Here is an 18,515-nt window from a genome sequence, read left to right as displayed (position 1 = left end):
CAGCGCCGAGACTTGTTGACCGGGATCGGCCGCGCACGGAGCGCCCGGCATACGCGTCCACGCCGGCCTCGAGATATTCCGCGTCGGCGCCCGGAGCCGGCCGGCTGACATAGGCTCGGGCGATAGGGACACGTGGGAAGGATCCGGGTGCTCTTCGCGGCAGTCGCGGTCATGGTGGTTCGGTCCGATCGCGGCCGACGGTGATCGTTTCGCACTGTATGTCACCGCGTTCGACGGCGTCCTGCGACGTGTGCGGCCGCCCGCGGAAGTGGAGCCCACTCCGGTTCGGCGGGCCTGACTGCGAAAATACCGGGTTACCATAGCCCGGTGAATGGGTCCGGCGAGATGGACGCCGCGGCGAGGATTCTCGATGCCGTCGTCGAGATCATCGAGTCCGACGGTTACGACGCGGTGCAGTTGCGGGCGGTCGCCAAACGAGCCCGGGTCTCGCTGACGACCATCTACGGCCTGCACGGCAACCGGGACGAGCTCATCTTGGCGGCGGTCGAGGCGTGGATGGCGAACCACTCCTACGTCGAACTGTCGCCACCGCCCCACGATGAGCCGCTGGCCGACGGGCTGATGCGCCTGGTGCGGCGGGTATTCCAGCCATGGGAAGACAGCCCGCGGATGGCACACGCCTTCTACCGGGCCCGCACCACAGCCGGTGGGGACCGGCTCGACCGGCAGGGTTTCGAAGTTGTCCTGCCGGCCGCCGCGCATCTGCTCGAGGGTCTGGATCGCGACTACGTCGCCGATATCGCGGTGGTCCTGATCAATCTCTGTTACACGATGGTGGGCCGTTTGGTCGACGGCACGGCCGACGTCCCCACCATCCTGTCCACGCTCGAGCGTGTTGTGTACCGGCTGACCAGCGATAATTCCAAGCTCGCGACGCAGCAGCCGCAGCCCGGAACAGCAGCGACCGGACCGGCGCTGGACTTCTCGCTGTTCTCGCTGTACGGGCCCGGTATCGAGCGGCCCGGCGCAGCACCGGAAGGACAGGACCGCCCTCGTACAGATCGGTCCTGACCGGATCCCGGACGGCGGGCGGGACGCCTAACGCGCTCCAGGCTCGGACCAGAGCAGTTCGGCGGCCGATTGCCGGCCCGCGGGAAGTCCGGCCGCTGTCAGTGCTTGCCGTTTGAACGCCTGACCGGCCAGGCTGACCCGATGGGGTGTGATCACCGCGAACTCCGGGCCGGTCCCGGCCGCGGACTGTTCACCCCACAGATAGGTCCGGCCCGTGCCATCGCCGCGGCGGGCGCTGACCGCAGCCCTGGCCTTCTCGTCGGCCGCATATATCCCGGCGGAAACCGCCAGCACCCCGAAGCCGTCACACCAGCCCGGAACGACCGGGATATCGCCGTAGTCCGCGGCTTTCGCACCCAGAATCTCCAGTGCCCGGCTATCGCCCGGCGGTGTGAAAACGATTGTTTCGCAGCCGGCGAGTGCCCGGTCGAAAATCCAGCCGCCCAGGCAATCCACGACCTCGGCGACCGAGGAGCCCAGGACGACTCCGGTATGCCGCGGTATCCGCCGGGGCCTGGTAGCGGCACCCGATCGTGCGGGGGCGCGGGTTTCGGAACTGTCGAAATCATCGGCAACGGCCAACTGCACTGCCATCTTGCTATTCCGTTCTATCGAACTACTACGCCACCTCGATGCGGCCCGCGAGCACGCTGCGGTCCGGGCGGTGAACTCCCGGCCACCGGCGCCCACGCTGCCCGGAAAATTCGGTCCCCGCAGCGCGAGCAGGGTGACAGTAACACGGTTATCACCTGTTCATCGGCCGTTCGGAACAACTGAAAGCGGCTGATTCCCGCCACTGTCCACAGCCAGCCGAAACACCACGAAAAGCGGCCTGGACGCGGGTTGCACACGGCCGGGCAGCCCCGGAGGACCGTCTCGGCGCACACTTCTCGCGCCCACCCCGGCCGCCCCGATCCGGCGGTCCCGGCCCACCGAATCACCCGCGGCGGGCGCCCCCGAACGGGTGGACAGCGAGGGTGTTCGCTGGCACGATTTGCTCCGGAAACCTACAGACCATGCGGAGCTCGAGAACACCAGCGGTAGCCTCTGACGCCATGACCACGCACAAGTTGCGGATTCGCTCCACTTCGCGTGTTCCAATCGGTGAAGGGAAGTGAACAGCCGTGGCCACGGTGACCTTTGATCGCGCCAGCAGGCAGTACCCGGGTGCGAAGACGCCCGCCGTCGATCAGCTCGAGCTCGAGATCTCCGACGGCGAGTTCCTGGTATTGGTGGGCCCGTCGGGCTGCGGGAAGTCGACCTCGCTGCGAATGCTGGCCGGGCTCGAGGAGGTGACCGGCGGGCGCATCCTCATCGGGGATCGCGATGTCACCGATACCGACCCCAAGGACCGCGATATCGCGATGGTCTTCCAGAACTATGCGCTGTACCCGCATATGACGGTCGCCGAGAACATGGGCTTCGCGCTCAAACTGGCGAAGGTCGACAAGGACGAGAAAAAACGCCGGGTGCTGGAGGCGGCCCGCCTGCTCGACCTGGAGCCGTTCCTGGACCGGCTGCCGAAGGCGCTGTCGGGTGGTCAGCGGCAGCGGGTCGCGATGGGGCGGGCGATCGTGCGCAATCCGCAGGTGTTCCTGATGGATGAGCCGCTGTCCAACCTGGACGCGAAGCTGCGGGTGCAGACCCGCACCCAGATCGCGCAGTTGCAGCGCCGGCTGGCGACCACCACCGTCTACGTCACCCACGACCAGGTGGAGGCCATGACCATGGGCGACCGGGTCGCGGTCATGCGCGACGGCCTGCTGCAGCAGTGCGCCTCCCCGCGCGACCTCTACCGCGACCCGGCGAACGTCTTTGTCGCCGGCTTCATGGGTTCGCCGGCGATGAACCTGTTCACGCTCCCCGTGTCCGGCGGCGAGGTCCGGGTCGGGGGTTACACCTTGCAGCTGCCCAGGTCGGTGGCCGACGAGGCGGGCACCTCCGTGACGATCGGGATCCGCCCCGAACACCTCGACACCGGCGAATCCGGTATCGAAATCGAGGTCGATGTGGTCGAGGAACTAGGTTCCGACGCCTTCATCTATGGCCGCCCCGCCGACCACACCGCCGGTGTCGAGACGATTGTCGCGCGCACCGACTGGCGCAATCCGCCCGCCAAAGGCAGTCGGGTACACCTCACTCCGGGCACCGATCACGTCTACTTCTTCGCCGCCGACGACGGCCGCCGCCTGAACTAGCCGGAAGTACCGATTCGGCGAGGGCGCTTGCACCTCGATATCGGTTCCTCTCGTGTCCTGTGTCGAAGACAACCCTCGATGCGCCGAGCGTGCCGCGGCCGAAGTCTGCTGCCCTACCCGCGCCGCCGGGCTGCCCGCCATTCCTCGTTGAGGCGCACACCCAGCTCGTCGACCCCGATTTCGCGGCCGGATTCGCTGCGGACCTGCACCCGGACCGGGTCACCGGTGGCGGCTTCGACCAGGTCCAGCGGTGGGGGGCCGGGCTGGAGGTAGGTGTTGCCCCATTGCATGAGGGCGAGCACAACCGGGAGTAGGTCGCGACCCTTGCGGGTGAGGATGTACTCATGGCGGGTGCGTTTACCTTCCTCCTGGTACGGCTGTTTGGTGAACAGCCCCGCCTCGGTGAGTTTGCGTAGCCGACCGGAGGCCGCCGCGTCGGTGATACCGACCCGGGCGGCGAATCCGTCGAAGCGGGTGGTGCCGTAGTAGGCCTCGCGCAGGATGAGGACGGCCGAGCGGGTACCGACCACGTCCATTGCCAGTGCGATCGAGCACTGGTCCGGTTTCCACGAGTTCAGATCGGCCAGGGGGCCTTCCATCACGGCTGCCATGCGCTCATTCTATCTACCCTGGCTTGCCTCGAGTAACGCCAGCGCCTACCCTGGCTTTAGATAACTTTAGCCAGAGCGAGGTCTCTGGTGACGGAAGGAATCACCATGCGAGACGCAGTCATCGTCGATGCGGTCCGGACCCCGATCGGGCGGGGCAAACCCAGCGGAGCCCTGCACTCGGTCCACCCGGTGGACCTCATGGCACACAGCCTGCGCACCCTGGTCGAACGCACCGGAATCGATCCCGCACTGGTCGACGACGTGATCGGCGGGGTCGTCAGCCAAGTCGGAGAACAGGGCGTGAACATGACCCGCCGGGCCGCCCTCGCAGCCGGTTTCCCGGAATCGGTACCCGCCACCACGGTCGACCGGCAGTGCGGCAGCAGCCAGCAGGCCGTGCATTTCGCGGCACAGGGAGTGATCGCCGGTGCTTACGACATGGTGATCGCCACCGGCGTCGAATCCATGAGCCGGGTCCCGATGGGCTCGAGCGCACGGGGCGCCGACGATATATCCGGCGTGGGCTTCGCGCAGCGTTATCCGGAAGGCCTGGTCCCCCAGGGGATCAGCGCCGAACTCATCGCCGCGAAATGGGGTATATCGCGCACCGAACTCGACGAATTCGCGCTCGGCAGTCACGAGAAAGCGGCGCACGCAACCAAAAACGGCCGATTCGACGCCGAACTCGCGCCCCTCGCCGGACTCGAAACCGACGAAGGCATCCGCACCGGATCCACCCTGGACACTCTCGCCGCCCTGCGTTCCGCCTATTACGACGAGACCATGGCCGAGCGTTTCCCGCAGATCGGCTGGAATATCACCGCCGCCTCCGCCAGCCAGATCAGCGACGGAAGCGCCGCGGTCCTGATCACCACCGGCGAACGAGCACGCGAACTCGGCTTGCGCCCACTGGCCCGGCTGCACAGTTTCGCGGTGGCAGGCGACGATCCCCTGCTCATGCTCACCGCAGTCATCCCGGCGACCCGCAAAGTACTCGACCGCGCCGGCCTCACCATCGACGATATCGACCTGATCGAGATCAACGAAGCTTTCGCCTCCGTGGTGTCGGCGTGGAACCGCGAAACCGGCGCCGACCCGCAGCGGGTGAATGTCAACGGCGGCGCGCTCGCCCTCGGCCACCCGCTCGGCGCCTCCGGGGCCCGGCTGCTCACCACCCTGGTCCACGCCATGCAGGACCGCGGCGCTCGTTATGGGTTACAAACCATGTGCGAAGCCGGCGGTCTCGCCAACGCCACGATCCTCGAACGCCTCTGAGCCCCCGTGCCTAGTCGGACTGCCCCGTCAAGACGCCCACGGCGGCGTCGGCCATGGCGGAGTACCCGACTGGACCGGGGTGCAGGTGGTCTCCGCTGTCGAACCGCGCGGCGAGTACGTCGGGGTCCGCCGGGTCGGCCAGCCTACGTTCGAAGTCGACGACGGCGTCGAATTCCCCGGAACCGCGAATCCAGGCGTTGACCGCGTCCCGGACCCGTTCGCCACGTTCGCTGTAATAGGAAGCTCCCCGGTAGGGCAACAGGGTGCCGCCGACGATGCGCAAGCCGTCGGCGTGCGCCATCCGGATCAGCCGGCGGTATTCGGCGATCAACCGGCCGGCACCGACCTCGGGATTCGGGCGCATCCATGGCTCGTGCACTTCACTTGCGCCGATATCGTTGATGCCCGAGAGCAGGATCACGGTGCCGATCCCCTCCTTGTCGAGCACATCGCGGCCGAATCGAGTTATCGCGCGCTGGCCCACATATGGGGAATCCGATACGACACGGTTCCCGCCGATCCCGGTGTTGAGCACGGCGCGCGGCCGACCGGCCACGGCAAGCCGGTCGGCCAGCACGTCCGGGTAGCGATTGTCCATATCGGGCCATGCCCCGGCGCCGTCGGTGAGGGAATCGCCGAAAACGACCACGCCGTCACGGTTCGGCCTGCCGACGACCTCGACACCGGTCAGGTAGTACCACGACCTGCTCGATTCGTTGAATGCCCCACCGTCGATATCGGCGCTGTGATCGCCGATCGCCCGATATGTGGTGCTGTTGGCGAGATAGTGGAAGGTGGCGGGCCCGGTGGGCCGGCCGAGATACAGGGTCACGGTGAGCGATTGCCGCGCGTTGACCGGGTAATCGATGGCATCGCCGGTGAGTTCGGCGCCCAGCGGGATCACCGTGCCCGGTGCACCGCCGAAGGAGAGCGGGCGCACCGTGCCCGAACGTACCGCTGCCCCTTCGGCTGCCTGCGCGATCGTGGCCGCCGTGATCGGCAACGGTCGATCACCGAAGAGATTGGACAGGGTGATCCGTACGGATTCGCCGGCGAGGGTGGGGCGCACGGTCTGGCGGATGGTGTGACCGGCGAAGCCGGCGGCCGACCAATTCGGCCCGAGCACCTCACCGGCCGGTATCTGCGCGGCGGACCAACTGTCGAGCCAGGTTTCGTGTGGCCCACTCGATCCGGAGGCACTGACGTACAACGCGGTACCGGAAAGCGTGATCAGGACGCCCAGCAGTGCCGAAAGCACGACGGTCGGTAGCCTCCGGACACTCATCACCGCACCTGATCCTCGATGCGCCAGGTGATTCCGTGCGGCGCGAGCGCATCGAGGAATTCCCTCGGTGCGAACGCCTCGGCAGCCGCCAGCACCCCGGGGCGCACGGATTCGGTATCGACGAGAGTGGTGGCCGCGGCCACCGCCATGAGTGCGGAGTCGCGGTAGGAGTCGACACCGCTCAGTACCGCGCGCACGGTCGCACCGTCCGCGCCGATCGCGTCCACCACCAGGTCGTATCGCATATCGGCGGTCGGCGACGGTCCTTCCGGCAACGTATCGACGAGGTCCGGGGTCACCCCGCCCACGGCCGCGTGGATGTTCACGTCCAGGACTCCGCTCACGAAGCGGACCGGGGTGTGCCGGGGAATCGTCAGCACCGGTGGTTGCGGGAATTTCGTCACCGCGGTCTCCTCGGTGTCGCCGGGGAACAGCATCGTGGTGTACCTGTCGAGGGGACCGCGCCGCAGCCCCTCGTCCTGATAGTGCCAGCCACCGCTGCGGAACCAGTCCAGGCTCGCCAACAGGGTCCGGGCGCTCCCTCGTGACCCCTCGCCGCCGCTTCTGGTGCGGTGGCTGATCACGATATCCGCCGGTCCGTCGACCTGCCGGACGGCGAGGTTGGCAAGCAGATCACCGGGCAGATTGCTGTCGGTGATCCCGGGGATGGCTGCTACACCCGCTCGGCGGGCCGCCGTGCCGAATTCGTCGAATGCCCGCTTCAACCACAGTTGTTCGCCCGAAAGGTCCACATAGTGTGCTCCCGCAGCGATCGCGGCCCTCAGCACCGGTGCGCCGCGTTCGACATAGGCCGGCAGGCTGCTGATCACCGCGTCGACTCCGGTGAACGCCGCAACAAGAGCTTCGTGGTCGTCGAGTGTGGCAATCCGCCTCTCGGAGCGAGTATCTCGGGCGAGCGTCCGCAGCCGGTCGCTGTCGCGGCCTACCAGGATCCGGTCGGCACCCTGCCGTACCAGCTCTGCTGTGAGGTGGCCCCCGGTGTGGCCGGTGGCGCCGTATACAGCGATCTTCATCTCGAACTCCCGTTCCTGGGTCGATACCGTCGAGAATGAATCTACGGATCATCACTGAGTGCGAGAATGGGTAAAAATCTCGGATACATGTCCAAAACACTCAAATCTATGGCGATATGATCGCGTTGTGGACATCCTCTCCGACGCGGTCTCCGCGATCCGCACCAGCAGTCCGAGCTCCGGCTTGTTCGTCCGGCACGCCCCGTGGGGCCGGCGTTACCCGGTGGTGCCCGGCGCGGGCTTCCATGTCGTGCTGCAAGGGTCGTGCTGGCTGTGCGTGCCCGGCGGCGACGCGATCGCGCTCGGTATCGGTGATGTGGTGTTCATGCCGCGCGGCGCGGACCATGTTCTGGCCGACGATCCCGCCACCCCCGTCACCGAGACTGCCCGGCCCGGTGAACCCCGGGAAATCGCCGGCCCCGGCCCGCGCAGCATGCTGCTGTGCGGCGCGTACGCACTCGATCGGCGCCATCCGCACCCGATGCTGGACGGACTGCCGGAATTCGTGCATCTGCCTGCCCAGCTGGGCAGGCACGCCGGATTGCGTGGCGCGGTCGACCTGCTGGCCGCCGAACTGGCCGGACCCCGCGCCGGAACAGACGCCCTCGTACCCTCGCTGCTGGATACGCTGCTGCTGTACATCCTGCGGGCATGGCTGGAGGACAACGCCGATACCCGACCCACCGGATGGGCCGCGGCATTCGGCGACCCGGCGGTCGCGACGGCGTTACGTGCCGTGCACGCCGATCCGGCACGCCCATGGACGGTGGACAACTTGGCCGCGGCGGCCGGGGTTTCCCGAGCAACGCTGGCCCGCAGATTCGTCGCCACGATAGGCGAAGGACCGTTGTCGTACGTGGCGAGCTGGCGGATGATCCTCGCGGCGAAACGGTTACGCGAGAGCACCGACGCCCTGTCCGCGGTGGCCCGCGCGGTCGGCTACAGCTCGGAATTCGCATTCGCCAAAGCATTCAAACGCCGATTCGGCATCGCCCCTGGGCAATATCGCAAGGAGGCGGAAAGTGCCGAGCCCATCGCCGTCTGACACACAGTGCGTCCACGGCATAGGCCAGGGCGTATCTCTCGGCCGGCCCGCCGGACAGCGGGTGGCCGGCCTACTAACGTGGGGACGGTGACCGAGCTGCCCGAGATCGACTCCATCACCGTCTACGCGATGCCGATGCGGTCGAAGTTCCGGGGCATCACCGTGCGCGAGGGCATAGTCCTGCACGGACCGCGGGGGTGGGGCGAGTTCTGTCCATTCCCCGAATACGACGATCACGAAGCCGCGAACTGGCTGGCGACCACCGTCGAGCAGATCGATGCGGGCTGGCCGGAGCCCGTACGTGATCGCATTCCGATCAACTGCACCGTCCCCGCGGTTGCGCCGGACCGGGCGCATGATCTCGTTACCGGTTCGGGTTGCCGGACCGCGAAAGTCAAGGTTGCCGACCACCCCGGCGCACTGCCCGAAGATCTGGCACGGGTGGAAGCGGTGCGCGCGGCGCTGGGGCCCGGCGGCGCGATCAGGGTGGACGCCAACGCGGTGTGGGATGTGGACACCGCCGTCCGGAGCATTCGTGAAATCAACCGTGCCGCCGATGGTTTGGAGTACGTCGAGCAACCTTGCCGGACGGTCGGAGAACTCGCCGAAGTCCGCCGCAAAGTGGATGTTCCGATCGCCGCCGATGAATCCATCCGGCGCGCCGAAGACCCGTTGCGGGTAGCCGTCGCCGGCGCCGCGGATATCGCGGTGATCAAGTGCACACCGCTCGGCGGGGTCCGGCGGGCCCTGGAAGTGGCCGAGGCGGCAGGGCTGCCCTGCGTGATCTCCTCGGCGCTGGAGACCAGCATCGGACTGTCCGCACAGCTGGCCCTGGCAGGTGCGCTCCCGGAACTGGAGCACGCCTGCGGGCTGGGCACGGTGACTCTTTTCGAAGGTGATCTGGTGACCGATTCGCTGCGACCGGTGGACGGCTACCTACCCGTCCCGCGCACTGGCCCTCAACCGAATCCCGCCCTATTGGAGAAGTACCGGCATCCGGACCCGGAACGCACCGCCTGGTGGTCCGAACGGCTCGCCCGCGTATGGGAGGTACTGGCGCGTAGGCGCGGTGAGTGAATCGCCCGCGACAGCATCCGAATGCGAGCCGGCGCCCGCACGCCCGCCGCCGAGCACAGGCTCATGCGAGCGAAACGCCGCTGTCGTACAAGGTGATACGCAGGAGGAATCCTGCTTCGGGGCCGAGAATCCCCTCGACCAATTCGACGTATCTGCCACAGAATTCCGGGCCGTGGGCGGCGACCGCATCCGGGCGTGGCTCCAGATGGTGTGCGATTTCATGCAATACCACCAGCTCCCGCAATGCCCAGGGGCCACCGTCGCGTCGGGACCCATCAGCGTGGACGGGTACGGCGAGCACACCGCTACCGGGTTCGTAATGGGCCGCAACGGTTCCCGCCCGGGCACGCACCCGAATCGACGCCGCGGCCCGCTCCCATTTCGCCACCACCCAATTCAGGGCGAGAACGCGGACGCAATACTCCTGCACCGATTCCACCGAGGCGAATTTCCGTTCCACCGGCAGCGTCAGGCGCGAACTGTGGACTTCGACGGTGCGGCGCCCGAATTCGTCGGCCCGGTCGAATACCGCGCGCACCAGCTGTTCGGCGTCATACACCTTGGCGCGCTGAGAATCCCGCCTGCCGGTCATATCTGGCGCCGGATGAATTCGGCAGCGGCCCCGGCGATTGCAGTGCGCACGAGGATGCCGGTGGCGGGTACTCGATTCACTCGGCCCCGCGGTGTGCGGGCCGTACTCCCCCGAACCCGGTTCCGCAACACCACTACCCGCCCGCGCCCTCGAGGCGCCCACGGGCCGCGTCCAGTTCCGGCGAAAAACCCAGCCGCGCCACCCGGCCCGCACGGTCCCCGGCCTGCCGGGCATCCGGTGCGTAGCCGGTGGAGGCTTGCGGACCGCGCCAGGTGCCGCGGGCTTCGGAGTTGCGGCTGTAGAAATCGGCCAGTTCGAGCTCCTTACCGCGCAGTGCGAGCGCGGTCCCGGCGGCCTGTTCTGCGGAGACCGGTTCGTCGGCACCGGTATTGCGCGTGGTGGCCGCCCGTTCGACCTCTTTCTTGGTCTCGGCCAGACGCGCCCCGACCCGCGCCGCGAACGCCATCTGGAAGTTGAGCCGGGCGGTGACCCCGGCCACCGGAACCCGGACCACCCGGCGCACCCGCCGCCCGCGGCGTCGTTCGACGACCACCTTCTCCATCGTCGCCGACCGGTGGGCCCCGGATTTGATGTACCGGTCCGACGCCTGCACCATCTGCACCAGCAGGTTGGAGTACAGGGCCTCGCAGACGTCGATATCGGCGGCGTACCCGTAGGCGTACACCTGGGTGGAGGTGCGGGCGACATCGCAGCGCACATCGTTGGCGTCGGCGATGGCCACGAACAGCTGGACGTAGGTGCGCAGGCCTTTGCGGCCGGGTTCGCCGATCGGGATCACCCGCTGGATGAGCGTCGCGCCGCGTTCGCGGTCCCGGGTGTGGGTCCGCGCCACGGCCAGGTCGATCGAGGAGCGGGTGGCCAGGCGCTGGGCGGCGGCGAGGAAGGCCTCGGCCTCGTGTTCGTTGTCGGTGGATTCGGCTTGGCGCAGCAATCCGCCGATCCTGGTGAGCAGGCGGTCGGATACTGCGTTCGCGGCGGACATCGCGACCCAGCCTAATCACGCCGCCGAACTGTGCCGGCCGAAGGGCGCGACAGCGGAGACAAGCAGCACACCGACCGGAGCGCGACCCGCCTACCTGTGGTTTATGCGGATTCCGGAACCGCCCGGCACCGACCGGGCAGTGAGCGGGAGCTCCTTCGCCACAGGAGTACCCCACACGCGACGTTCACACCATGTATGTTGCCTTGTGCTGCCGCTCACGTGTCGACCCTGGAGTTCCGCGATGGCTTTCAAGAAGGTGCCGTCTCTACGTGCCGCGCTCGTGCTTTGGCCGATCGCGCTGCTGACTGTGACCTTTGCCACCGCCTGCAACACCAGCGATACCGATGAGCAGCTCAGCAGGAACCAGGACGGCCGCGGCCCGATCACCTACGTCGAAGGTAAGGACACCACCGAAACCGGTGCGGTGAAACAGCTGATCGATCGCTGGAACGCCACCCACCCCGACGAACAGGTCACCTACAAGGAGCAGTCCAACGACGCCTCCGCCCAGTACGACGATCTGGTCGAACATATGCGGGCGAAATCGCCGGACTACGATGTGGTGGCCCTGGACGTCCCGTGGACCGCGGAGTTCGCCGCCAAGGGCTGGATCCAGCCGCTGGAGGGCCAGTTCGCGATCGATACCGCGCCGCTGCTGTCCCCGCCGGTCGCCAGTGCCACCTACAACGGCACCCTCTACGCCGCGCCCCGCAACACCAACGGTGGGCTGCTGTTCTACCGCAAGGATCTGGTTCCCACCCCGCCGCGTACCTGGTCGGAGATGCTGGCAAGCTGCCCGATCGCACGGGCGCAGCAGATCGGCTGCTATGCGGGCCAGTTCGCGCCGTACGAAGGTTTGACGGTGAACACCGCGGAGGTGATCAACGCCTTCGGCGGCACCTTCGTCGGTACCGACGGCCGCACCCCGACCGTGAACAGTGCCGAATCACGAGCCGGACTCCAGCAGTTGGTGGACGCCTACAAAGCCGGTGATATCCCCCGCGAAGCGATCACCTTCCAGGAGCCGGAGAGCGGCGCCGCATTCAACCAGGGCAAACTCATGTTCCTGCGCAGCTGGCCGTCCACCTACGGTGACGCCGCCTCCGAATCGTCGGCGGTCAAGGACAAATTCGGTGTGGCGCCGCTGCCCGGCGATACCGGGATCGGCGCCTCCACACTCGGCGGCTACAACGCCGCGATCAGCGCGTATTCCGAGAACAAGGCCACCGCACTCGATTTCCTGAAGTACCTGATCAGCGAGGAGGCGCAGCACATCATCGCCTCCGGCGCACTGCCCTCGGTGCGGGCCTCGATCTACGACGATCCGGCGCTCATCGCCAAGATGCCGTACCTGCCCGCCCTCAAGGAAGCCATCGCCAACGCGGTGCCCCGACCGGTCACCCCGTTCTATCCGGCGGTGTCCAAAGCCATTCAGGACAACGCATATGCTGCCCTGACCGGAACCAAGTCCGTGAACGACGCGATCATCGGCATGCAGAAGGGTATCGAGACGGCCGGATCGTAGTTACTTGTTCAACCGGACCCGGCGAGCCAGGAGAGAGAACGGTGTCGGATCCTTCCGGAACGGACGCGCAGGCGTCGGTCCGTACAGATAAGCCCGCGAACGCAACGCGTACCGGCGGGACGGCCCTGAAGTTGCGCGACGACGTGCGGATGACGGGCAGGGCGTGGCTGTTCGTCGCGCCGGTACTGATAGCCCTCGCCGTGGTCATCGGGTATCCGGTGTTGCGGGCGCTGTGGATGTCGTTCCACTACGACGATCAGCTCGACGCCGTCACCGGCCGCTTCGTCGACAACGGGGAAAGCACCTTCTACAACTACCTGCACTGGCTGGTCGGCCAATGCCAGGTGATCACCGGCGGTGTCACCGAATGCCCCACCGGCAATCTGGGCTCCGAATTCTGGGGCGCGGTCGGGGTGACCCTGTTCTTCGCGGTGGTGACGGTGACGCTCGAGGTCGTGATCGGGCTCGGGATGGCGATCGTCATGGGTAAAACGTTCCGGGGCCGGGCGCTGCTACGCGCGGCGGTACTGATCCCGTGGGCCATCCCCACTGCGGTGACGGCGCGGCTCTGGGAATTCATGTTCCAGTACGACGGCCTGGTCAACACCATCTTCGGCACCGAGATCCTGTGGACCTCCGATACCTGGCCCGCACGTTTCGCGGTGATCGCCGCCGATGTGTGGAAAACGGCGCCGTTCGTGGCGCTGCTGCTGCTGGCGGGGTTGCAGATCATCCCGAAGGATGTGTACGAGGCGGCCCGGGTCGACGGCGCCTCGGCCTGGCAGCGGTTCACCCAGGTGACGATGCCGCTGCTGAAACCGGCGCTGCTGGTCGCGGTGCTGTTCCGCGCCATGGACGCGCTGCGCATGTACGACCTGCCCGCCATCATGACCGATAACCTGCCGGCCACCCGGACCTTGTCGGTGCTGGTGGTCGAGCAGACCCGGCAGGGTCCCAACAGCGCGGCGGCGCTCTCGACGATCACCTTCCTGTTGATCTTCGCGGTGGCCTTCGTCCTGGTGAAGGTACTGGGCGCGAACGCGGTGCGGACGCAGGAAGAGCAGCGGAAGGCATGACCGCGGTGACTACACAGCAAACCGGTTCCCCCGCCCGGCCCCGCCAGTCCTGGAGGCGGCGGCTCGGCTCGGCTCGTATCTATGTGGGCGCGCTCATCGTGCTGCTCTGGGGGCTCGGACCGTTCTATTGGATGGCGGTGACCGCGTTCCGCGATCCCGCCTACACCTTCGACCCCACGCCGTGGCCCACGCACATCACGCTCGATAATTTCCGCGACGTCTTCGACACGAGCCGGGGTAACGATTTCGGCAAGGCGCTGCTCAACAGTGTGATCATCGGCGCGGCCAGTACCGCGATCGCGCTGGTCATCGGGGTGATGGCGGCCTACGCGCTGGCACGGCTCACCTTCAAGGGCCGCTATCTGGTGTCCGGGGTGATCCTGAGCGCTTCGATGTTCCCGGTGGTCGTCCTGGTGACCCCGCTGTTCCAGCTGTTCACCGATATCGGCTGGATCGGCAAGTACCAGGCGTTGATCCTGCCCAATATCTCGTTCGTGCTGCCGCTGACGGTGTACATCCTGGCGTCGTTCTTCGCCGATCTCCCGTGGGAACTCGAGGAGGCCGCCCGGATCGACGGGGCCACCAAATTGCAGGCTTTCCGGCTCGTGATGCTGCCGCTGGCGGCCCCGGCGGTATTCACCACCGCGATCCTGGCGTTCATCGCCGCGGTCAACGAGTATCTGCTCGCCCGGGTGCTCTCCGGTAGCGACACGGAACCGGTAACAGTGGCCATCGCGCGGTTCTCCGGGAACAATCCCCAGGTAGAGCCCTATGCGTCGATTATGGCGGCGGGCACGCTGGTAACCGTACCGCTGGTAATTCTGGTACTGGTGTTCCAGCGACGCATCATCTCCGGACTGACCGCAGGCGGGGTCAAAAGCTGATCACTGGGTATCCTGGGGTCGGGCGGTGGTGCGCCTGAGTTTTTCCGACGCTCCGGGAGGAGATGATCGTGAGCTCGTTCCAACCCCCGCGTGGCCCCAACACTCCCAGATCGCCGCAATACCCCTCGCTCGCCGGTTGGAACCAGCTCGACACCGGTGGGCGACCCCGGCCGCCCCGGCCCCCGCAGTACCGCCGCCCGCCCCGTTCCCGGGGCCAGCGCATCCGCCACCTGCTCCTGTGGCTGTTCATCATCCTGGTCGCCGTCCCCGCGCTGCTAGTGGCGCTGGTGTACTGGAGCGCGGAGATCCCGGCGGCCGGTACCGTGCCGGTGAACCAGACCGCCACCATCACCGCCTCCGACGGCACCACGGAGCTGGCCAAGGTGGTGCCGCCCGAGGGCAACCGCACCCCGGTACCGCTGGAACAGGTGCCGGTGCACGTCCGCGACGCCGTACTCTCCGCGGAGGACCGCAACTTCTACGACAACCCCGGTTTCTCCCCCACCGGCCTGCTACGCGCCCTGCGCGACAACGCCCTGGGCCGGGCCGATGCGGGCGGCGGCTCCACCATCACCCAGCAGTACGTCAAGAACGCCTTTCTCGGCCCCGAGCGAACGGTGAGCCGTAAGGCGCACGAGCTGATCATCTCCGCGAAGATGGCGCGGGAGTGGAGTAAAGACGAGATCCTGCACGCCTACCTCAACACCATCTATTTCGGGCGCGGCGCCTACGGGATCGAGGCGGGTGCGCGGGCCTATTTCGGTAAGCCGGTCGCCGAACTGTCCGTTGCCGAGGGAGCGGTACTGGCCGCACTCATCCGCTCGCCGTCCGGGCTGGACCCGGAGACCAAACTTCCGCAGCTGCTGCAACGCTGGAACTATGTCGTCGACGGCATGGTCGCCATGGGGTCCCTGGCGCCCGGTGAACGCCCCACGGTGGTTTTCCCGCCCACGATCCCGCCGCCGGTATTCGACGAGAACATCGTCGAACGCGGCCCCGAAGGGCATATCAAGGCCCAGGTGCTGCGTGAACTCGCGGCCGCCGGGATATCGCAGGAAGAGGTGAACACCGGCGCCCTGCGTATCGTCACCACGATCGACGCCAAGGCGCAGCAGGCCGCACAGGCGGCCGCCGACGAAAGTCTCGCCGGGCAGCCACCGGAACTGCGCAGCGCGGTGGTCTCCATCGACCCGCGGTCCGGGGCGGTACGCGCCTACTACGGCGGCGCCGACGGTATCGGTTTCGATTTCGCCCAGGCCCCGGTGCAGACCGGTTCGGCGTTCAAGACCTTCGCGGTGCTGGCCGCGCTGCAGCAGGGAATCCCGCTGTCCCGCGCGTTCGACAGCGCACCGGTGGACGTCAACGGCGTCGATGTGCGCAATGTCGAGAACGAATCCTGCGGGACCTGCCCGCTGTCCGAAGCGTTCAAACGTTCGCTCAACACCAGTTTCTACCGGCTCACCCTGGCCATGAACAACGGTCCCCAGGCCATCGCCGATGCCGCGCACCAGGCCGGGATACCGCACGATATTCCCGGCGTGCCGGGTAAGTCGCTGACCGAGATGGGTGAGCAGCCCATGCCGTCGATCGTGCTGGGCACCTACCTGGTGCGCCCGCTGGATATGGCCTCGGCCTATGCGACCATCGCCGGTGAAGGCCGCTATCACCCCCCGTATTTCGTACAGCGGGTGGTTCGCGGCGACGGCCGGGTCCTGCTCGACCGCAGCAGCGACCCGGAGCAGCAGACCGGGGAACAACCGCCGCCCTCCGAACAGCGGATTCCCCCGGATATCGCGGCAAAGACTGCCACGGCCATGCGGCCGATCGCCGACTACTCCAACGGGCACGGGCTGAGCGGGCGCCCCTCGGCCGCCAAAACCGGCACCACCCAGCTGGGTGATACCGGGCAGAACAAGGACGCCTGGATGGTCGGTTTCACGCCCTCGCTGTCGACGGCGGTATGGGTCGGCACCGAACGCAATCTGCCGATCATGACCGCCGGCGGCGGCCGCATCTACGGCTCCGGGCTGCCCGCCGATATCTGGAAACAGACCATGGACGGTGCGCTGGCGGATACACCCGTGGAGCAGATCGGCAACCCGGCCCCCGCCCCACCGCCGGCAGCGGCACCCGGCACGAACCAGCAGCCGTCGGGCAACCCGTACGACATCCTCAACCCGCCTCCGCAGCCGGAACCGGAGCAACAGCAGCAGCCGTTCATCGTGATCCCGCCGGCCTCCGAACCGTATGTGCCCGAACCGGAGTACGCACCCGAACCCGCGCCCCAACCCGAACCACCCGCCCCTGCACCGCCGATCATCGCGCCGCCACCGCCGCCGGCACCTCCGCCTCCGCCGCGAGTGGTCGAAATACTGCCCGGCGTTACCGTTCCGGTGCCGTGATCCACGGATTTCCGCTCGGGATACCGGCGAAGGAACGGTCGGCATGGCAGCATCGTTGGCCAGAGTGAGATGTCGCCCATCCGACCGACCGGCACCGGGCCCACGCTCGTGCCGGGGCGGGCGTGCGGGAGGATATGCGCTGGAGCGACGACGGATGACGAGACATAGGGGCTACGCCGGTGGAATTCAATGTCGTTGACCGCCCGGAAACGCTGGTGGCGGGAATGGTGCTTCGCAGCCCAGCCCTCGCCGTGGAAGGGCCGCGCCGTAAGAAAGTGGAGGAGGCCTGGAAGCTCAATCTGTCCCGTGCCTTACCCGGACCGCCGGCCAGTGCGTTCGTCGATCATGCCCCCGAGATCAATTCGTACCTGACCCATATCATCGGCTACCGCTGCCGCAGCCTCGACGATCTACTACCCGGTGATGTGCTCGCCCGGATCCCGGCCGGACGGTACGCGCGGTTCTCCCTCAGCGGTGAGAATCTGGGCGAAACCATCGTGACCCTGTGGCGCGCCATCTGGGACGCCGAAGCCGCCGGCCGTCTCGTGCGTTCCTACACCGGGGACCACGAACGGTATCCGGACGAGCACACGGTGGAGGTTTTCGTGGCACTGGCAGAAGACGATTCGGCGGGCAGGTAGGAAGCTGTGGATTTCGAAATTGTCACCCTCGACGAGAGTATGGTCGCCGGCCTCACCGTTCCGCTGGCCGGCCGTGAGGTATCGGCCCGCGATCTGGACCTGGTCAACTTCACCTGGGATCGCTATCTGAGCCGGGAGAAGGAAGTACCCCGGGTCGCCGCCTATATCGGCCAGGACGATCATGCCGTGGCCGTCCTCGGCTACGAGATCACCGGCTTGGCCGACCTCGACCCCGGCGATGTGCTCACCCGGGTCCCGGCCGGTCGCTACGCGAAATTCGTGGTCACCGAGAAGCCCTACGATCTGCTCCGCACGGCCTGGGCCCGAGTCCGGGAAGCGGAAAAAGCAGGCACGATCACCCGCTCCCACACCGCCGAACTCGAACGCTACACAGGCCCCACCTCAGTAGAGGTCTACGTATCCCTCGACTGAGCGCCGATCATTAGCTCCTCCCTGCAAACACCCGGCGGCGGCCCTGAGTTCGGCAAGCACTCGAGCCGCGCCCCTCGACGCAACCACGGTGGCGCCGAGTCCAGCGAGGCCATCGAAGGGTTCGGCCCGTCCATGCTTTCCGCCCGCGAGACAATGCGGCGCAGCCGCGAGTATCGCGGGCTGAAGCACAACGCCAAAGGGGGCCAAACCCCGGGCCCCGCAGGGGCGCCCAAAAAAACAAGTAAGTTTTTTTGTGGTTTTGGCGGGGTGCGGGGGTGGAGTGGTGGGTAGCCGGAGAAGGTTTGTGGGGGGGGGGCCGCGCCCGCGGGGGGCCGCCCCCCGGGGGGGGGGGGGGGGGCCGCCCCCCCCACGGGGGCGCCCCCCCCCCCCCCGCGCGCCGGGG

General features: G+C 67.3%; 17 protein-coding genes. 11 read left to right on the top strand and 6 right to left on the bottom strand.

Annotated elements, in window-relative coordinates; translation table 11 throughout:
• Positions 1 to 327: 327 nt before the first annotated feature.
• A complete protein-coding gene (locus tag QH196_RS25055; protein ID WP_280418281.1) occupies positions 328 to 1,032 on the top strand; it encodes a TetR family transcriptional regulator in 705 nt (234 codons plus the stop codon).
• 27 nt (positions 1,033 to 1,059) lie between these two features.
• Here QH196_RS25055 and QH196_RS25050 read toward each other — a convergent pair whose 3' ends face one another.
• Positions 1,060 to 1,626 (bottom strand): hypothetical protein, encoded by a 567-nt coding sequence (locus QH196_RS25050; protein ID WP_280418280.1) that lies wholly within the window; start codon positions 1,624 to 1,626, stop codon positions 1,060 to 1,062.
• A 530-nt stretch (positions 1,627 to 2,156) separates the two neighbouring features.
• On the opposite strand from QH196_RS25050, the gene QH196_RS25045 reads away from it, so the two are divergent.
• Positions 2,157 to 3,230 (top strand): ABC transporter ATP-binding protein, encoded by a 1,074-nt coding sequence (locus QH196_RS25045; RefSeq protein WP_280418279.1) that lies wholly within the window; start codon positions 2,157 to 2,159, stop codon positions 3,228 to 3,230.
• Between the two features lie 113 nt (positions 3,231 to 3,343).
• Here QH196_RS25045 and QH196_RS25040 read toward each other — a convergent pair whose 3' ends face one another.
• Positions 3,344 to 3,841, bottom strand: coding sequence for a winged helix-turn-helix transcriptional regulator (locus tag QH196_RS25040; RefSeq protein ID WP_280418278.1), 498 nt, complete (start codon positions 3,839 to 3,841; stop codon positions 3,344 to 3,346).
• A 105-nt stretch (positions 3,842 to 3,946) separates the two neighbouring features.
• Here QH196_RS25040 and QH196_RS25035 point away from each other — a divergent pair, with 105 nt between their 5' ends.
• Positions 3,947 to 5,116 (top strand): thiolase family protein, encoded by a 1,170-nt coding sequence (locus QH196_RS25035; protein ID WP_280418277.1) that lies wholly within the window; start codon positions 3,947 to 3,949, stop codon positions 5,114 to 5,116.
• A 10-nt stretch (positions 5,117 to 5,126) separates the two neighbouring features.
• Here QH196_RS25035 and QH196_RS25030 read toward each other — a convergent pair whose 3' ends face one another.
• Both QH196_RS25030 and QH196_RS25025 read right to left on the bottom strand, forming a co-directional pair.
• On the bottom strand, positions 5,127 to 6,401 hold the full coding sequence (locus tag QH196_RS25030) for an SGNH/GDSL hydrolase family protein (RefSeq protein WP_280418276.1): 1,275 nt from the start codon (positions 6,399 to 6,401) through the stop codon (positions 5,127 to 5,129).
• Entirely contained in the window at positions 6,401 to 7,435 is a 1,035-nt protein-coding gene (locus QH196_RS25025; protein WP_280418275.1) for a saccharopine dehydrogenase NADP-binding domain-containing protein, read from the bottom strand. The genes QH196_RS25030 and QH196_RS25025 overlap by 1 nt, the downstream gene beginning before the upstream one ends.
• 127 nt (positions 7,436 to 7,562) lie before the next feature.
• On the opposite strand from QH196_RS25025, the gene QH196_RS25020 reads away from it, so the two are divergent.
• Both QH196_RS25020 and QH196_RS25015 read left to right on the top strand, forming a co-directional pair.
• On the top strand, positions 7,563 to 8,480 hold the full coding sequence (locus QH196_RS25020; RefSeq protein WP_280418274.1) for an AraC family transcriptional regulator: 918 nt from the start codon (positions 7,563 to 7,565) through the stop codon (positions 8,478 to 8,480).
• Between the two features lie 96 nt (positions 8,481 to 8,576).
• Positions 8,577 to 9,557 carry an o-succinylbenzoate synthase gene (locus tag QH196_RS25015; protein WP_280418303.1) on the top strand — a complete coding sequence of 327 codons (981 nt, stop codon included), beginning with the start codon at positions 8,577 to 8,579 and terminating at the stop codon, positions 9,555 to 9,557.
• A gap of 61 nt (positions 9,558 to 9,618) precedes the next feature.
• Here QH196_RS25015 and QH196_RS25010 read toward each other — a convergent pair whose 3' ends face one another.
• Positions 9,619 to 10,149, bottom strand: a complete 531-nt coding sequence (locus tag QH196_RS25010) for a TIGR04338 family metallohydrolase (RefSeq protein WP_280418273.1) — start codon at positions 10,147 to 10,149, stop codon at positions 9,619 to 9,621.
• A 133-nt stretch (positions 10,150 to 10,282) separates the two neighbouring features.
• Positions 10,283 to 11,152 carry a DUF2786 domain-containing protein gene (locus tag QH196_RS25005; RefSeq protein WP_280418272.1) on the bottom strand — a complete coding sequence of 290 codons (870 nt, stop codon included), beginning with the start codon at positions 11,150 to 11,152 and terminating at the stop codon, positions 10,283 to 10,285.
• A gap of 241 nt (positions 11,153 to 11,393) precedes the next feature.
• Between QH196_RS25005 and QH196_RS25000 the strand changes: the two genes are divergently transcribed.
• The 6 genes from QH196_RS25000 (at position 11,394) to QH196_RS24975 (ending at position 18,112) form a co-directional block, all read left to right on the top strand.
• Positions 11,394 to 12,677: an ABC transporter substrate-binding protein gene (locus QH196_RS25000; RefSeq protein WP_280418271.1), complete on the top strand. Its 1,284-nt coding sequence runs from the start codon at positions 11,394 to 11,396 to the stop codon at positions 12,675 to 12,677.
• Between the two features lie 149 nt (positions 12,678 to 12,826).
• Entirely contained in the window at positions 12,827 to 13,753 is a 927-nt protein-coding gene (locus tag QH196_RS24995) for a carbohydrate ABC transporter permease (protein WP_280418302.1), read from the top strand.
• A complete protein-coding gene (locus QH196_RS24990; RefSeq protein WP_280418270.1) occupies positions 13,750 to 14,637 on the top strand; it encodes a carbohydrate ABC transporter permease in 888 nt (295 codons plus the stop codon). The genes QH196_RS24995 and QH196_RS24990 overlap by 4 nt, the downstream gene beginning before the upstream one ends.
• 62 nt (positions 14,638 to 14,699) lie before the next feature.
• Entirely contained in the window at positions 14,700 to 17,039 is a 2,340-nt protein-coding gene (locus tag QH196_RS24985; RefSeq protein ID WP_280418269.1) for a transglycosylase domain-containing protein, read from the top strand.
• Positions 17,040 to 17,218: 179 nt separating this feature from the next.
• Positions 17,219 to 17,680, top strand: a complete 462-nt coding sequence (locus tag QH196_RS24980) for a GyrI-like domain-containing protein (protein ID WP_280418268.1) — start codon at positions 17,219 to 17,221, stop codon at positions 17,678 to 17,680.
• A gap of 6 nt (positions 17,681 to 17,686) precedes the next feature.
• Positions 17,687 to 18,112 (top strand): GyrI-like domain-containing protein, encoded by a 426-nt coding sequence (locus tag QH196_RS24975; RefSeq protein WP_033246556.1) that lies wholly within the window; start codon positions 17,687 to 17,689, stop codon positions 18,110 to 18,112.
• Positions 18,113 to 18,515: the final 403 nt, after the last annotated feature.

This window comes from Nocardia carnea, assembly GCF_029868325.1.
GTDB lineage: Bacteria > Actinomycetota > Actinomycetes > Mycobacteriales > Mycobacteriaceae > Nocardia > Nocardia carnea_C.
This window is presented reverse-complemented; position numbering and strand designations above follow the sequence as displayed.

Coding starts and splice junctions, on each gene's coding strand:
- QH196_RS25050 (WP_280418280.1), bottom strand. CDS start 1,626: ATGGCAGTGCAGTTGGCCGTTGCCGATGATTTCGACAGTTCCGAAACC.
- QH196_RS25040 (WP_280418278.1), bottom strand. CDS start 3,841: ATGGCAGCCGTGATGGAAGGCCCCCTGGCCGATCTGAACTCGTGGAAA.
- QH196_RS25035 (WP_280418277.1), top strand. CDS start 3,947: ATGCGAGACGCAGTCATCGTCGATGCGGTCCGGACCCCGATCGGGCGG.
- QH196_RS25030 (WP_280418276.1), bottom strand. CDS start 6,401: ATGAGTGTCCGGAGGCTACCGACCGTCGTGCTTTCGGCACTGCTGGGC.
- QH196_RS25025 (WP_280418275.1), bottom strand. CDS start 7,435: ATGAAGATCGCTGTATACGGCGCCACCGGCCACACCGGGGGCCACCTC.
- QH196_RS25010 (WP_280418273.1), bottom strand. CDS start 10,149: ATGACCGGCAGGCGGGATTCTCAGCGCGCCAAGGTGTATGACGCCGAA.
- QH196_RS25005 (WP_280418272.1), bottom strand. CDS start 11,152: ATGTCCGCCGCGAACGCAGTATCCGACCGCCTGCTCACCAGGATCGGC.
- QH196_RS25000 (WP_280418271.1), top strand. CDS start 11,394: ATGGCTTTCAAGAAGGTGCCGTCTCTACGTGCCGCGCTCGTGCTTTGG.
- QH196_RS24995 (WP_280418302.1), top strand. CDS start 12,827: ATGACGGGCAGGGCGTGGCTGTTCGTCGCGCCGGTACTGATAGCCCTC.
- QH196_RS24990 (WP_280418270.1), top strand. CDS start 13,750: ATGACCGCGGTGACTACACAGCAAACCGGTTCCCCCGCCCGGCCCCGC.
- QH196_RS24985 (WP_280418269.1), top strand. CDS start 14,700: ATGATCGTGAGCTCGTTCCAACCCCCGCGTGGCCCCAACACTCCCAGA.